Source organism: Armatimonas sp., from assembly GCF_031410135.1.
Taxonomy (GTDB): Bacteria; Armatimonadota; Armatimonadia; order Armatimonadales; family Armatimonadaceae; genus Armatimonas.
Window position 1 is genome coordinate 1 of sequence record NZ_JANNYP010000454.1, and the last position, 1,958, is coordinate 1,958.

Annotated in this window: 2 protein-coding genes; both read left to right on the forward strand. The window is 51.7% G+C overall.

What is annotated here, in order from left to right:
• On the forward strand, positions 1-1,101 hold a 1,101-nt coding region (locus RMO15_RS16785), incomplete at its 5' end, for a glycoside hydrolase family 2 protein (RefSeq protein ID WP_309714598.1).
• A gap of 160 nt (positions 1,102-1,261) precedes the next feature.
• On the forward strand, positions 1,262-1,958 hold a 697-nt coding region (locus RMO15_RS16790), incomplete at its 3' end, for a hypothetical protein (protein WP_309714599.1).

The following is a 1,958-nucleotide window of genomic DNA, read 5'->3' on the forward strand; positions in this document are numbered from 1 at the left end:
GAGACGCTCCCGGGTGTTTTGGAGGCAGAAGACCCCCAGACTCCCTACTGGCCCAACTCGCCCTTCGGTGGCGCGGACTGTCGGGATGAAAACAGCGGCGATAGTCACTACTGGAATGTCTGGCACTCCAAGGAGGCAGGCAGCAATGGCGACTGGGTTAACTACGAAAAGTGCGACACACGCTTCTCCAGTGAGTTTGGTTTCGCTGCTCCTGCAGGATTGACAGCATGGCAGTCGGCTCTTGCCCCTGAGGATCTGTCCGTTCGTTCACTGAGTTCCCGCTGGCACGACAAGACCCGCAAGGGCTACGAGACATATTTGGGCTTTATCCAGATGCACTTCCCCGAGCCGCAGTGCTTCGCTGACCTTGTCTACTTTGGCCAGTGCAACCAGGCGCTCGCCTTCGCCTTCGGTATCGAGCACTGGCGACGGCGTAAGGGACGCTGCTGGGGAACTCTCTTCTGGCAGCTCAATGACTGCTGGCCCACGCACTCCTGGTCTGTAATAGACAGCACCGGCGAGCACAAATTGGCCTACTTTGCCATTAAGCGTGCCTATGCGCCGCTCCTGCTCTCTCTAAAGCGCGCGGGGCGAACCATCGAAGCTCATATTGTCAACGATACCTTGGTGGCAATTCCTGGAAAGCTGAGCTTGCACCTCCTGACCTTTGAAGGGGAGCCTGTCTCGGTAGCGGAACAGGCCGTCGTCGCCCCTGCCAATGCCGCATCCGGTGCGGCGCTCTCGCTTGCCATCCCTAGTTTTATCGCCGATGCAGGCATGGATGTCTTTGTTCACGCCACGCTGACACCCGATCAAGGGGAGCCTCTGGAGAGCTTCTTGTTGCTCGCCGAGCCCAAAGACCTGCGCCTCGCCGACCCTGGCCTGCGGACGTTTGTCTCTGAGCACTCGATCACCATCCAAGCGCAGCGCTTCGCCGCGTTTGTCACACTCTACTTTGAGGGAGTTTCCCACCAGCCCCACCTCTCCGATAACGGCTTTCATCTGGCACCAGGCCAGAGCCGAACGATTCTGATCAACCATATACCCGATCACAAAACACTAGCACAACTCGGGGCACAATTGCGTATCCGTCATCTGTAAATAGTGGTGTGAAAAAAGTAGTACTACTAGTTTTAAAAATGCGAACCTCTGGATTTAATAGGTTAATACAGGGGTAAATACCGTAAATTAACAACTTTACTAACCCTGATTGACTATCTCTCCATAATAAAACATATCTAATTTTCTGGAGAGAATAAATATGAGTCGTTTTCTTGCGACAATTGCGATATCAAGCATTTCAGTGTTTCCTTTGATGGGTTGTAGTGGCGGTGGTAGCCTATCATCGTCTTCACCGGTAAAAGCGGCGATTCCCTCACCAACACAACTTCGTAGTTATAACATCACTGTGAGCGGAACCCGTGGTAGTATCCCACTCTCCGTTTTAGGTATTTCCAATTTAGTATCACCAGGCAACGGGCTTAGTGCCAAGAGTAAGATCAGCGCAACGAATCTCCTGAGTGTCCCAGAGAGCTATGGTGATCGGCGTTTTGCAGGCTGGGAGTATAATGGCATACGCTTCAGTACTTCGGCCGTTGTCAACGATCTCCCCGCCACTCTCAATACAGGTGAGACTATAACTGCCGTTTACGAACCTGTGGGATTGCACACAGGCCAACTTACACCAAACTATAATCAGAGTGAGTATTATTATTGGAAAGCTCCCAGTCAGGCAGGACTCAAAATTTACTTTGACACAACGGTTAGTGATGAGCTAAAGTCTATATTCCAAGAAGGATTTGATCGCTGGTTTAAGGCACTTGGTTCCAGCTTTGATTATGTGCTCGTGACGGATCAAGCAGAGGCCCAGATAGTTGTGAAGATGGGGCCTGTCGAAAACTCCGTAGCACAAACGTCAATTATAGCAATGAACACGATTCCTGCTCCCTTAGTGAGTG